The organism is Massilia agri (genome assembly GCF_024753255.1).
GTDB lineage: Bacteria > Pseudomonadota > Gammaproteobacteria > Burkholderiales > Burkholderiaceae_D > Telluria > Telluria agri.
Genome location: NZ_JANUHA010000013.1, coordinates 128,847 through 141,707 on the forward strand (window position 1 = coordinate 128,847; position 12,861 = coordinate 141,707).

At 66.3% G+C, this 12,861-nt stretch carries 10 protein-coding genes; 2 read left to right on the forward strand and 8 right to left on the reverse strand.

Annotated features, from left to right (window positions below):
* Nucleotides 1-15 precede the first annotated feature (15 nt).
* The 3 genes from NX780_RS17830 to aceA all read right to left on the reverse strand — a co-directional run bounded on the left by NX780_RS17830 (nucleotide 16) and on the right by aceA (nucleotide 4,169).
* Entirely contained in the window at nucleotides 16-1,281 is a 1,266-nt protein-coding gene (locus tag NX780_RS17830) for an EAL and HDOD domain-containing protein (RefSeq protein WP_258829217.1), read from the reverse strand.
* 120 nt (nucleotides 1,282-1,401) lie between these two features.
* Nucleotides 1,402-2,613 (reverse strand): 23S rRNA (adenine(2030)-N(6))-methyltransferase RlmJ, encoded by a 1,212-nt coding sequence (locus tag NX780_RS17835; protein ID WP_258829218.1) that lies wholly within the window; start codon nucleotides 2,611-2,613, stop codon nucleotides 1,402-1,404.
* A 257-nt stretch (nucleotides 2,614-2,870) separates the two neighbouring features.
* Nucleotides 2,871-4,169: an isocitrate lyase gene (aceA, locus tag NX780_RS17840; RefSeq protein WP_258829219.1), complete on the reverse strand. Its 1,299-nt coding sequence runs from the start codon at nucleotides 4,167-4,169 to the stop codon at nucleotides 2,871-2,873.
* Nucleotides 4,170-4,565: 396 nt separating this feature from the next.
* Between aceA and NX780_RS17845 the strand changes: the two genes are divergently transcribed.
* Both NX780_RS17845 and NX780_RS17850 read left to right on the forward strand, forming a co-directional pair.
* Nucleotides 4,566-5,306: a PEP-CTERM sorting domain-containing protein gene (locus tag NX780_RS17845; protein WP_258829220.1), complete on the forward strand. Its 741-nt coding sequence runs from the start codon at nucleotides 4,566-4,568 to the stop codon at nucleotides 5,304-5,306.
* Nucleotides 5,307-5,500: 194 nt separating this feature from the next.
* A complete protein-coding gene (locus NX780_RS17850; RefSeq protein ID WP_258829221.1) occupies nucleotides 5,501-6,073 on the forward strand; it encodes a PEP-CTERM sorting domain-containing protein in 573 nt (190 codons plus the stop codon).
* A gap of 66 nt (nucleotides 6,074-6,139) precedes the next feature.
* Here the strand turns inward: NX780_RS17850 and clpB are convergent, their stop codons facing one another.
* The 5 genes from clpB to NX780_RS17875 all read right to left on the reverse strand — a co-directional run bounded on the left by clpB (nucleotide 6,140) and on the right by NX780_RS17875 (nucleotide 12,843).
* On the reverse strand, nucleotides 6,140-8,746 hold the full coding sequence (clpB, locus tag NX780_RS17855) for an ATP-dependent chaperone ClpB (RefSeq protein WP_258829222.1): 2,607 nt from the start codon (nucleotides 8,744-8,746) through the stop codon (nucleotides 6,140-6,142).
* A 76-nt stretch (nucleotides 8,747-8,822) separates the two neighbouring features.
* On the reverse strand, nucleotides 8,823-9,257 hold the full coding sequence (gene yiaA, locus NX780_RS17860; RefSeq protein ID WP_258829223.1) for an inner membrane protein YiaA: 435 nt from the start codon (nucleotides 9,255-9,257) through the stop codon (nucleotides 8,823-8,825).
* A 96-nt stretch (nucleotides 9,258-9,353) separates the two neighbouring features.
* Nucleotides 9,354-9,728 carry a fluoride efflux transporter CrcB gene (gene crcB, locus NX780_RS17865; protein WP_258829224.1) on the reverse strand — a complete coding sequence of 125 codons (375 nt, stop codon included), beginning with the start codon at nucleotides 9,726-9,728 and terminating at the stop codon, nucleotides 9,354-9,356.
* Nucleotides 9,725-10,228: a molybdopterin synthase catalytic subunit MoaE gene (gene moaE / locus NX780_RS17870; protein ID WP_258829225.1), complete on the reverse strand. Its 504-nt coding sequence runs from the start codon at nucleotides 10,226-10,228 to the stop codon at nucleotides 9,725-9,727. The genes crcB and moaE overlap by 4 nt, the downstream gene beginning before the upstream one ends.
* Nucleotides 10,225-12,843, reverse strand: a complete 2,619-nt coding sequence (locus NX780_RS17875; protein WP_258829226.1) for a DUF349 domain-containing protein — start codon at nucleotides 12,841-12,843, stop codon at nucleotides 10,225-10,227. Before NX780_RS17875 ends, moaE begins: the two co-directional genes overlap by 4 nt.
* Nucleotides 12,844-12,861: the final 18 nt, after the last annotated feature.

Below are 12,861 nucleotides of genomic sequence, written 5' to 3' on the forward strand. Positions count from 1 at the left end.
TGCGCACGGCGGCGCTCAACGCGCCTCGTGCGTCAGCTCCCTCACCCAGTCGAAGGCCGCCAGCTCCAGCTCGCGCATCTGCTTGACGCTCAGGCCCAGCTTGCGCAGCGCCTCCGCCAGCCTGCAGCCGCCTTCGGCCGCCTCCAGCAGCTCGACCACGCGCAACATGGTGCCGAACTCCCCCTCCCGGTGCAGCAGCGCCATGCGCACGTCCTGCGCGACCTCGACATTGTCGAGGATGTCCGGCATCGGGATCGAGAACAGCGCGTCGGCCAGCGACATGATGCCCACCGTGAAGGCGCGATCGGCGCCGGCCGCGTCGTCGGGCCGGCGCGCCAGGGTCATCAGCTCCAGCAGCTTGCCGCGGGTGGTGGCCAGCTGCAGCAGCGGCGAGGCCAGTTCGACGCCGCCGGCCGTGGTGTAGAGCAGGATCTGCAGCCAGCGCTGCAGCTGGCGGCGCCCGAGCTGGCTTAGGGCCTGGGACAGCGATTCGATCTGCGGCCCCGGCGCGGCGCGGCTGTTTACCAGGCGCAGCAGGTTCAGGCTGATCAGGGCGTCGCGCTTGACGGCGGTTTCGATCACCTGGGCGTCCGCATCGGAACTCACCAGCTCCAGCAGGCGCAGGATGGCCATTTCGGAGGGCGTAATCTTCTTGCCCGACAAAATCACCGGACGGGCAAAGTAATAGCCCTGGAAGTATTCGAAACCCAGGTCCATGCACAGCTTGAACTCGTCGAGGGTCTCGACCTTTTCCGCCAACAAAGTCTTGCCAGTGGCCTTCAAGGAGGCGACCAGCTTCGTCAGTTCATCGCGCGGCACCAGCTTGACGTCGACCTTGATCACGTCTACCAGGCCGACCAGGCGGTCGAGCTCGGGGGAATGTTCGATGACGTCGTCGACCGCGAACTTGAAACCGAGTTCCTTCAGCTCCGCGACCCGCGCCAACAGCGCCTGAGTCGGCTTGACGGTTTCCAGGATTTCGAGGATAACTTTGTGTGGGGGCAGGAAGCGCACGAAGTCGCTCATCAACACGACCTCGTCCACATTGACGAAGGCCATCTGCTCTCCCACGACGTGTTCCATGCCGAGCTGGGATGCATGCGAGATGACAGCCGCCGTCGCCGCGGCGTTGTCGGTCAGCTTCGCGTCGTCGTCCTCGCCGGCCGCACGGAACAGCAGCTCGAATGCCACGAGATGCTGGTCCCGGCCGAGGATGGGCTGACGCGCGAGGAAAAAATCGTTGGACGGCACGGATGCCGCTGCCGTTGCTTCGGCATGCATCTGGAAAACTCCTGGGAAACTGTTTCGGCACGCACGAGCGTGCCAGGCAGGCGCGCAGGCCTGCCTCGAAGACTATACTACAAAAACGCTAACCTTAGCATTTTTACATCGAATCGCGCCTCAGCGCTTGCCGCCGCTGCCCGAGCGCGGGCCGCCGGGGCGTGGTCCGGCGCTGCGTGCCGGACGCTCGCCGGCTGTGGCCGGACGTTTACCCTGGGAGCGGGCTTCTGGAGCGGCGCCCTGTGGCTTGGCGCCGGCGCTGCCGTCCGGATGCCAGGCACGGCGTGGTTTCGGCGCCGGCGCGGCCGGCTTGTCCTTGGCTTCCTCGCGCACCATGCTCTGGCCCGGCAGGCGCAGGCTGCCCTTGCCCGACAGCGGACTGGCGCGGCGCGCATTGCCAACCGGCGCACGCGGACCGGCGCCCGTGTCGCGCAGGCCGGCCGCACCAAGCACCTGGGTGCCGGTCTCGATCGTGAAGCGCGCGCCGCTGTCCTTGCCGAGTACCTGCACCAGATAAGGCATGGTTTCGCGCAGCATCTTTTCCAAGGTATAGGGTGGGTTCAGGATGAACATGCCGCTGCTGTGCAGGCCGATGCCGTCCGGGCCCGGGGTCGAGACCGTGAGCGTGACGTTCAGCCACTCCTTGGCCGGCAGGCGCTTGAGCTTGTCCGGGAACTGGCGCGATTCCATGCGCTGCAGCACCGGATACCAGACCGCGTACATGCCGCTCGCGAAACGGCCCAGGGCATCGTTGAGGGCGTCGCGCACCTTCTGGTAATCGTCCTTCACCTCGTAAGGCGGGTCGACCAGCACCAGGGCGCGGCGCGAAGGCGGCGGCAGCAGTTTCTTCAGGCTCTGGAAGCCGTCGCCATGCTCGACGATCACGCGCTTGCCGCGCGCCCGCTCGCCCTGCTCCGCCTTGTGCGCCTCGGCCTTGCGCACGTTCTCGCTCAGGATCTTGACGTCGGCCGGATGCAGCTCGAACAGACGCAGGCGGTCTTCCAGGCGCGACATCTGGTCCGCCACATAGGGCGAGCCCGGGTAATAGCGCATCTTGCCGCTGGGGTTCATCGACTTGACCAGGTCCAGGTAGGGCTGCAAGGCCTCCGGCACCTCGGTCGCGTTCCACAGCGGACCGATGCCGGTGTCGAATTCGGCGGTCTTGGTTGCCTGGAAACTGTCGAGCGCATAGACGCCGGCGCCCGAGTGGGTGTCGATATAAGTGTAGGCCACGTCCTTCTGGTTCATGTACAGGTGCAGCTGGACCTGGACAAAGTGCTTGAGGACATCGGCGTGGTTACCCGCGTGGAAGGCGTGGCGGTAGCTCAACATAAGCTGGAATTCCTGAGAAGAGAGTCGGTGCCGGGCATGCAAGCCGGCGAAATTGCCGCCATTATCCACTACATCGCGCTGTTGTAGGGTGGACGGCTCTGCCGTCCGCGCGTTCAAACAGTGCAGGAATGGCCAGGACGCGTCAATTCATCGGGACGTTGAACGCGCGTTCGGCGAAGCCGAACACCCTACGAAAAAAGCCGCAGGCCCTTGCGGGCACTGCGGCAAATTCCGGGAGGATGAGAAGCGCTGGCTGCTTACGCGACCTTCTTCTCGTCGAAGAACTGCTCGTCTTCCGTCGAACCATGGAGGGCCGTGGTCGAGCTCTGGTTCTGCTGGATGGTCTGGGTCACGGCGTCGAAGTAGCCGGTGCCGACTTCGCGCTGGTGCTTCACGGCGGTGAAGCCCTTTTCGGCGGCGGCGAATTCCGCTTCCTGCAGTTCCACGAAGGCCGACATGCCGCGGCGCGCATAGCCGTGGGCCAGATTGAACATGCCGTAGTTCAGGGCGTGGAAGCCGGCCAGGGTGATGAACTGGAACTTGTAGCCCATGGCGCCCAGCTCCTTCTGGAACTTGGCGATGGTGGCGTCGTCCAGGTTCTTCTTCCAGTTGAAGGACGGCGAGCAGTTATAGGCCAGCATCTTGCCCGGGAATTTCGCATGGATCGCCTCGGCGAACTGCTTGGCGAAGTTCAGGTCCGGCTTGCCGGTCTCGCACCACACGAGGTCGGCGAAGGGCGCATAGGCCAGGCCGCGCGAGATGGCCTGCTCGATGCCCGGCTTGACCTTGAAGAAGCCTTCCACGGTGCGCTCGCCGGTGCAGAAGGGCTTGTCGTTGTCGTCCACGTCCGAGGTGAGGAGGTCCGCCGCTTCGGCGTCGGTGCGGGCGATGACCAGGGTCGGGGTGCCCATCACGTCGGCGGCCAGGCGCGCCGCATTGAGCTTCTCGACGGCCTCGCGGGTCGGCACCAGCACCTTGCCGCCCATGTGGCCGCATTTCTTGACCGAGGCCAGCTGGTCTTCGAAGTGCACGCCGGCCGCGCCCGCGTCGATCATGGCTTTCATCAGTTCGAAGGCATTCAACACGCCGCCGAAGCCGGCTTCCGCGTCGGCCACGATCGGGGCGAAGTAGTCGATGTCGTCCTTGCCTTCGGACCATTGGATCTGGTCGGCGCGCTGGAAGGTGTTGTTGATGCGGCGCACCACCTGCGGCACCGAGTTGGCCGGATACAGCGACTGGTCCGGATACATCTCACCGGCAACGTTGGCGTCGCCCGCCACCTGCCAGCCCGACAGGTAGATGGTCTTCAGGCCAGCCTTCACCTGCTGCATCGCCTGGTTGCCGGTCAGGGCGCCCAGGGCGTTGACGTAGGGCTCGTTGTTGACCAGGTCCCACAGCTTCTCGGCGCCGCGCTTGGCCAGGGTGTGTTCGATCTGGACCGAGCCGCGCAGGCGCACCACGTCGGCCGCGGTGTAGTTGCGCGTCACGCCCTGCCAGCGCGGATTGCTCTCCCAGTCTTGCTGGAGTTGGGTGATCTGTTGTTCACGAGTTGCCATGCTGTTTCTCCTGGATGAAATAAACAATTGCGAGGGAAGCTGTTGGAATCATCATAGTCCAGTTTGTGCACGGCACAACAACTCTTATATAAGACATCAAAAGATTTTTTATTCCTTTTCTTTCAAAGACTTGCAATGGTCGTTTCATGATGTGACATGAAGTTTCTCACGATGAGAATCGAAGCGCACCCAGGATTGCTGCGTATTTCGTAATGCGGAGGCCTCATTCCGGGATGTGAAATTTACCCCTTCCGAAGCCCGTCTTGTTGTAATCACCCATCGCGTTTTGTGTATTTAATGGAAATAATTGTTAATAAAATGAATTTAAATTGACGAGTGGAATGAAGAATGCGAAGCTAGTCGGATCGGCATTTTCATCAAATAAATTTCACTTCCATGAATCGCGTCCTCCGCACCGCCCTGCTTCCCGTCCTCCTCGCTGCCGCAAGCAGCGCCTCGGCGGGTGTCATCCCCCTGAATGGCGTGGTGTTCACCACGAGCTATACGGGCAATGTCCTGACCCTGAAAATCGATGCGGCCAACCCCACCGGCGGATGGGCGAATGCGGTCGCGATCGATGCGCTCGGCATCAAGACGGTGGGCAGTTTCGACAGCGTGAGTGCGACGAACTCGCTGGGCGCCGCATGGACGCTGTCGGGCGCTGAACTGAGCGCCAACGGGTGCAACGGCAAGGGGAATGGAAATGCGGGCAAGATCTGCTACAAAGGCGGCAAGATCGACCTGGCCGACAATATGGTCTTCACCTTTACTTTCGAGGGCAGCCCGACGCTGGGTGCGCCGCACCTGAAAGTTCACTTCCTCACCGCCGACGGCCGCAAGGCCGGCAGCCTGCTGTCGGAGGATTTCGCTCTGGACGCCGAGACACCCGCCTCCTCCGGCGGCACGGAGCAGGGCGAAGACAAGGACAGCGGCGAGACGCCCGGCAGCCTCGACCCGGTCCTGATGCCTGACACGGAACAGGGTAATGCGGGCGGCGGCGAAAGCGCCGGCGGCCCTGTGATCCCGCCCTCCGGCATCGGTGCCGGCGACGTCCCGGAACCCGCGACCCTGGCCATCCTCGGCGCCGGCCTTGCAGGCTTTACCCTGGCGCGCCGCCGCAAGCGCCCGCAGGCCTGAGCCCGCCCTACCCCTCGAACGGACCGCCGGCGCGGTCCGTTTTGCTTTCCACCGCTAACTCAGCCATTGGTTAGACGCCTAACGGAGAGCGCCACCCGAAGCGCATAGTCTCGACTCGCGTGCTCAACGGTACGCAGGACCGGGCCGTTCGCCGACGCGAAGGCCCGGTCCTTCAACTTTTCGAGGAGACCAAGTTGAAGACGATTCTGCGCAATGCGGCAGCCCTGCTGCTGTCCGCCGGCCTTGCCGCTTCCGCCCATGCGGGCACCCTCACCTACCAGGGCGTGACCTTCACGACATCCTGGTCGGGCAATCTGCTGACCCTGGAAATCGATGCCGCCAACCCGCTTGGTGACTGGTCCACGGCGACCAGCATCGGCGCCCTGCAACTGAAAGACCTGGGCAGCTTCTCGGACGTGACCCTGGTATCGGCGCCCGGCGCGGCGACCGGCTGGACCCTGTCCTCGAACGAGCTCAATGCCAACGGCTGCGGCGGCGGTTCGCACGCGGGCATGAGCCTGTGCTATTCGGGCGCGCACGTGGCGCTCGCCGACGACCTGGTCTTCCAGTTCCGCCTCGATGGTGGCGCACCTAACCTGGATGCGCCCCACCTGAAGGTCAACTTCTTCGGAGACGGGGACCGCAAGGTGGGCAGCCTGCTGTCGCAGACCATCGCGCCGGTGCCGGAACCGCAGACCTATGCCCTCTTCCTCGGCGGCCTGGGCGTGATGGGATGGATGGCGCGCCGTCGCCGCAAGCAGGCTTGAATCGCTTGACGACATAAAAACGGCGCGTGCCTTGCGGGACGCGCCGTTTTGTCATCCAGGGCCGGATTACTTGGCCAGCTCGACCTGCTCGCCGAACACCAGCTGGCCGCCGCGCACCCGCACGGGGATCGTGTCCTTCGGCCCGAACCTGCCGGCCAGGATGGCCTTCGAGAGCGGGTTCTCGATCTGCTGCTGGATCGCGCGCTTGAGCGGACGCGCCCCGTACACCGGGTCGAAGCCGGCTTCCGCGATCTTCTGCAGGGCCTCGTCGTCGATGTCGAGCTGCATCTCCATCTTGGCCAGGCGCTCTTCCAGGCCGTGCAGCTGGATCTTGGCGATGGCGCCGATGTTCTTCTCGTCGAGGGCGTGGAAGACCACGATCTCGTCGATGCGGTTGATGAACTCGGGGCGGAAGTGTCCGCGCACCTCGGCCATCACGGCCAGCTTCACCACCGCCGGATCGTCGCTGTCCATCGACTGGATCTTGTGCGAACCCAGGTTCGAGGTCATCACGATCACCGTGTTCTTGAAGTCCACGGTGCGGCCCTGGCCGTCGGTCATGCGGCCGTCGTCCAGCGCCTGCAGCAGCACATTGAACACGTCCGGGTGCGCCTTCTCGATCTCGTCGAGCAGGATCACGCTGTAGGGCTTGCGGCGCACGGCTTCGGTGAGATAACCGCCCTCTTCGTAGCCGACATAGCCCGGCGGCGCGCCAATCAGGCGGGCGACCGAATGCTTCTCCATGAATTCGCTCATGTCGATGCGGATCAAGGACTCCTCGGTGTCGAAGAGGAAGGCGGCCAGGGCCTTGCACAGCTCGGTCTTGCCGACGCCGGTCGGGCCGAGGAACATGAAGGACCCATACGGCTTGTTCGGATCCGACAGCCCGGCCCGCGAGCGGCGGATCGCATCCGACACCGCCTCGATCGCCTCGTCCTGGCCCACCACCCGCTTGTGCAGCTCGTCCTCGATGTGCAGCAGCTTGTCGCGCTCGCCCTGCATCATGCGCGCCACGGGAATGCCGGTGGCGCGCGCCACCACTTCGGCGATTTCCTCGGCGCCGACCTGGGTGCGCAGGAGCTTCGGTTTGGTCGCCTCGCCATCTCCTGCATTCGCGGCCTCCTCCGCCTTCTTCAGCTGGGCCTCCAGTTCCGGCAGGCGGCCATACGACAGCTCGGACATGCGGCTGTAGTCGCTCTGGCGCTTCGCTTCCTCGATCTGGTGGCGGACCCGCTCGATCTCTTCCTTGATGTGCGCGGTGCCCTGCACGGCAGCCTTCTCGGCCTTGAGGATTTCCTCGTAGTCGTTGTACTCGCGCTCCAGGCGTGCGATCTCCTCGCCGATCAGCTCGAGGCGGCGCAGCGAGGCTTCGTCGGTTTCCTTGCGCACCGCTTCGCGCTCGATCTTCAGCTGGATCAGGCGGCGCTCGAGCTTGTCCATCACCTCGGGCTTGGAGTCGATCTCGATCTTGATCTTGGAAGCGGCTTCGTCGATCAGGTCGATCGCCTTGTCCGGCAGGAAGCGGTCGCTGATGTAGCGGTGCGAGAGCTCGGCCGCGGCGATGATGGCCGGGTCGGTGATCTCGACCTTGTGGTGCAGCTCGTACTTCTCCTGCAGGCCGCGCAGGATGGCGATGGTCGCCTCCACGCTCGGCTCGTCGACCATGATCTTCTGGAAGCGGCGCTCCAGCGCGGCGTCCTTCTCGACGTACTTGCGGTACTCGTCCAGCGTGGTCGCGCCCACGCAGTGCAGTTCGCCGCGCGCCAGCGCGGGTTTGAGCATATTGCCCGCATCCATCGCGCCCTCGGCCTTGCCGGCGCCCACCATGGTGTGGATCTCGTCGATGAAGACGATGGTCTGGCCCTCGTCCTGGGCCAGTTCCTTCAGCACGGACTTGAGGCGCTCCTCGAACTCGCCGCGGTACTTGGCGCCCGCCAGCAGGGCCGCCATGTCGAGCGAGAGCACGCGCTTGCCCTTGAGGGAATCGGGCACCTCGCCGTTCACGATGCGCTGGGCCAGGCCCTCGACGATGGCGGTCTTGCCCACGCCGGGTTCGCCGATCAGCACCGGGTTGTTCTTCGAGCGGCGCTGCAGCACCTGGATGGCGCGGCGGATCTCGTCGTCGCGGCCGATCACCGGGTCGAGCTTGCCCATGCGAGCGCGCTCGGTCAGGTCGAGGGTGTATTTCTTCAGCGCTTCACGCTGGCCTTCGGCATCCTGCGAGTTCACCGACTCCCCGCCGCGCACCGCGGAAATGGCCGACTCCAGCGCCTTTCGAGCCAGGCCGTTCTCGCGCGCCAGGCGGCCGGCGTCGGACTTGTCCTCGGCGAGGGCCAGCAGCACCATTTCCGATGAGAGGAACTGGTCGCCACGCTTCTGCGATTCGCGGTCCGCGAGGTTGAGCAGCGCAACGAGCTCGCGCCCCGCAAGCACCTCGCCGCCGGTGCCGGAGACCTTGGGCAGGCGCTCCAGCGCGGACTTGAGGGCATTCGAGAGGCCGCCGACATTGACGCCGGCGCGCTGCAGGAGGGAACGGGCCCCGCCGTCGTCCTGGTTCAACAGGGCGACGAGCAGGTGCACCGCTTCGATGTACTGGTTATCGTTACCGACCGCCAGGCTCTGGGCATCCGCCAGCGCTTCCTGGAGCTTGGTCGTCAGTTTGTCTTGCCGCATGGTCTTGCTCCCTAGTGGTGTTCTTAACTGAGGAGCAAAATTGGGATGGCAATCCGCTTTTCAAGATGTGCAATGCTCAGCAAGCCGATTCAGGCGACGTCGGGCTTGGGCTCGGCGCCTTCAGGCCGGCCAGGTCACGCACGTTTTTCTGGACAGCAACGACGGCGAACAGGCTGAGGGTGAAGGACATGGCGTAGAAACCCTTCTCGCTGGGCGCCAGGGTTGCGTTCCACAGGCCGACCGTGAGCAGCAGGATGGCGGCCATCAGGGAGATCCAGCACAGTCCCGAGTAAATGCCGGTGACCGGCAGTCCCTCGCTGCGGTCGCGCACGGTTTTCTGCAGCGACACCGCGGCGAACAGGCCGTAGAGCAGCAGGGTCAGGTAGTAGCCTTTTTCATTGAGCTGCATCTGGGCATTCCACAAACCGATCAGGTAAGCACTGGCGCCGATCAGCAGTGCGCCCCACGAAGCGCCCACGAAGGCGGGGGTCGGGCGTTGAATGGCTTGCATGGCAGGTCCTTGGCAGTAGTTGAAGGAGCCGCCAAGGTAGCACGGTCATCCCGGTACTGACTTGCGCCAATCCACTGGTATTGGAAGATGATACCGTCAGCCGCGCAGGGCGCGCCATGTCGCGAAACCGGCCGCGCAGCACAGCAGCGAGCCGAACAGGTGCAGGGCCGTATGCGCCAGCGCCCAGCCATATTGCCCGCGCTGGAGCAGCATCACCGATTCGCCCGAGAAGCTGGAAAACGTCGTCAGGCCGCCGAGGAAGCCGGTGATGGCGAACAGCCGCCATTCTGGAGCGATCGCGGGATGCGCCGTGAAGAAGGCCAGCGCCAGCCCGACCAGGTAGCCGCCGACCAGGTTGGCGGCCAGGGTGCCGATCTGCACGTAGGCATGCAGGCTGCCCAGCAGGATGCCCAGCCGCCAGCGCAGCCAGGCGCCCAGCGCCGCCCCCGCTCCTACCGCCAGCCAGCTCAACGCCCGCTACCCATCGTGGTCCACTTGGCTTTGGCCGAATCGTCGCTGGCGCGGGCGTCGACCCAGCGCGCGCCCTGCGGCGTCTGCTCCTTCTTCCAGAATGGCGCGTCCGTCTTGAGGTAGTCCATGATGAACTCGCAGGCCGCGAAGGCTTCGCCCCGGTGCGCCGAGGCGCAGGCCACCAGCACGATCTGGTCCAGCGGTTTCAAGGGGCCGACCCGGTGCAGGACGGTGATGCCGAACAGGGTCCAACGCGCCCGTGCCTGGGCCACGATGTCTTCCAGGGCCTTTTCCGTCATGCCGGGATAGTGCTCCAACTCCATTTCAGAGACAGCAGAGCCCTCGTTCAGGTCGCGTACCGTGCCCACGAAGCTGACCACGGCGCCGACCCGGCCGTCGCCTTCGCGCAGGCGGGCGACTTCCCGCGACAGGTCGAAGTCGGCCTGCTGCACCCGGATCTCGGTCCTGGCCTCGGGCGCCTTGACGTCCAGCGCGTTCACCGGCCATCCTTCGCGTGGCGCAGCAGGAGCTGCTCGATGCGGGTCTCGGTGCGGGCGTCGGCCAGGGCCGGCAGGCCCAGGAGCTCGCGCAGGCCGGCCGCCTGCGTGCCCGGCTTCTGGCCCGACTTCAGCGAGCTTTGCAGCACTTCGACCTGCAGCTTGAGGCGCTCGCGCGCGAACTCGGCGCCGCTGTCGATGCCGGCCGCGATCTCGAGGCGCAGCAGCTCGTGCAGCAGTTGTTCGCGGTTCGCTTCGAGCTGGCGCGCATAGGCTTCACGGCCCTTGTCGAGTGCGGCCAGGGCGGCGTCGAAACGGCCCCGCAGGATCGTCTCGTAGCCGCCTTCGAGCGGCAGCAGCGCCTCCCAGCGCGCGTGCCAGTCGGCCGGGTTGGTGTGGGCGTCCGGATTGACGAGGGCCGCCTCCAGCGCCTGGATCAGGCGCAGCTTGTCGCGCACGGCGCCGGCCAGGGCCATGCCGGCGGCGCGGCGGGCCACGTCGGCGTGGTGCTGCACGGCGGCGATCGCGGCGTGGTAGCGTTTCTCGATGCGTGCCTCGTGGGCGCGCGGCACCGGGCCGATCGCATGCCACTCGGCCGCCGCCTCGCGCAGCAGCTTGCCGGCGCTGGCGGGGGTCGCATCGGGCGCGGCCGCTTCCAGGCGCGCGCACAGGGCTTCCTTGGCGGCCTCGTGCGAACGGCGCTCGGCGTCGAGGGCGTGCGCATGCTCCTTCTTCTGGGCGAACAGGGCATCGCAGGCGGCGCGGAAACGCTGCCACAGCGCCTGCTCGGCCTTGCGCTCGAGCGGCAAGGCGCGTGCATGCTCCTGCCAGCGCTGCTGCAGGCCGCGCAGGGCGTTGACCGCATGGCGGTCGTGCGGGTCGAGCGCCAGCGCTTCACCAATCAATTGTTCGCGCACGGCCATCTCGCCCTTGCGCTGCGCTTCGAGCGGGCGCTGCAGCGTGTTCAGGGCCTCGGAAAACAGGCCATCGAGACGTTTTTTATCCTTGCGGTCGATGGCGCCCAGGTGGCTCCAGGCGGTACGCAGGCGCTGCACCGTGCCGGAGACGTGCTTCCAGTCGGCGCTGCCGTCCTGCAGGCGCTTGATCTCGTCCTGGGCTTCCTCGACCAGGGCCTGGGCCCGCGCCGCATTCGCATGGCGCTCGTCGGCCAGGTGGCGGAAGTGGGCGGCGGCCGGCGCATAGGCCGCGGTGCAGGCGGCATCGAAACGCTCCCACAGCGAGCGCGGCGCGGCGCCGGACAGGTTGTCGAGGGCCTTCCAGCGTTCGCGCATGCTGCCGACCTTCTTGGCCAGCTCGCTCATCGCCAGGTTCTGCGTCGGCAAGGCCTCGACCGACTTGATCAGTTCTTCGCGGGACACATTGCCGCCCCAGCGCGCCCAGTCTGACAGGCGCTTGAGCTCGGCGCGCACATGGGCCAGGCGGTCGGCCTGGGCCTGGGTCAGGCGCATGCCCTTGTCCTTGCTTTCCTTCAGCGACTTGTCGAGTTCGGCGGCCGTGCCGAGCGAGCCCTGCTGCAAGGCCGCTTCCATGGCGTCGAGGCGGTCGAGGAAGTGCTGGTCGGCGCCCCTGTTCTGCGCCTTCGGCGCTTTCGGCTGGGCCTCCGGCGCCGCCTGCCTGTGCTCCTGTTTCGCCTTCGGCGCCTCCTGCGGCAGGGTGGCCAGCAGCGCCTCGAAACGGCGCTGCAGCTCGGCGCCCGGTGCGCTCGCGGGCAGCGCCGGCAGGCGGTTCCATTCCTTGCGCAGGGCCTCGGCCTTCAACTCAGTGGCCGGCTGGGCCTGCCATTGGCCGAGCGCCGCCTCGCGCGCGGCGAGTGCGGCCGGGTCCTGGGCCAGCGTCGCCAGGCTGGCGCCCAGGCGTGCATGCTCGGTGGCGAACTCGGCCACCAGCGTGCGCGGCAGCGAGGCGTGGCCTTGCGCCACCAGGGCGGCGGCCTGCTCTTCCTGCAGGCTTGCCAAACGCTGGGCGAAGGCTTCGGGATCGAGGCCGGCGGACTCGAGCTGGCGCAGCGCGGCCAGGCGGTCGATCATGGCGCGCTGCAGCTGCACCTGGTCTTCCAGGCGCTTGCCGAGCTCGGCGCGGATGGCGTCGAACTCCGGCGCCAGCTCGGGCGCCTTGATGACCGCCCATTCGCGGTCGAGTTCGGCGACGTGGTTGGGCGTCAGCAGTTCGTCGTCCAGGAGGGAGCGCGCGTGCGCCAGGGCTTCCCGGCCGCGCCGCAGTTCGGCCTCGTGGTGGCGGATCGCGTCCAGGCGCGACTGCATGAGCTTGGCCACGCGCCGGTCCAGGTTGCGCATGGCCGCATGGACGCGCTCGAGCTGGGGGCGGCTGTGGACCAGTTCGGCCGCGGCCAGGCGCAGTTCGGAAAATTCGGAGGACAGGATGAAGGCGACGGCGGCCTCTTCGTCGCCGTCCAGGTGCTTGAGCTGTTCGGCCTGCCGCTCGCGCGGGCTGGGTGAGCCCGCCGCCCCGTCACGCGAGGCGGACTGCCCCGGCGCCGCAGGCTGGGCCGCTGCCGACTGTCCCGCCGCGCCCGGCTGTTCGCCCGGAGCGCCGGCTGGTTTGTCGCCACCTTGCCGCTTGAAAAGGAATTCGAACATGATGAAATCGCACTTCCA